At 48.4% G+C, this 246-nt stretch carries 1 protein-coding gene; it reads left to right on the top strand.

The genetic code is table 11. The features are described 5' to 3' along the window. Positions 1 to 246 (top strand): hypothetical protein (locus Ga0466249_RS26220; protein WP_215832425.1); only part of this gene is annotated, 246 nt, incomplete at both ends.

The following is a 246-nucleotide window of genomic DNA, read 5'->3' as shown; positions in this document are numbered from 1 at the left end:
ATAACGGTCCTAGGAACGGTAGATAACAGTCAAGGCAGTATCGAAGCCGGAAAGGGGCTGACGCTTGGCGCCCAGTCGGTCCATAATCAAAAAGGACGGATAGTGAACCTTGATGGCAGTGATTTACATGTAAACGTTAGTCAAGATATTCAAAATCAGTCCGGTTTACTGGGCGGTAACGGCAATGTCGTGATTGCCAGTCAAATACTGAGCAATCAGGGCGGCAAAGTGACAAGCCAGGGCAAT

The sequence above is a fragment of the Pelorhabdus rhamnosifermentans genome (assembly GCF_018835585.1).
GTDB classification, from domain to species: Bacteria; Bacillota; Negativicutes; order UMGS1260; family UMGS1260; genus Pelorhabdus; species Pelorhabdus rhamnosifermentans.
This window is presented reverse-complemented; position numbering and strand designations above follow the sequence as displayed.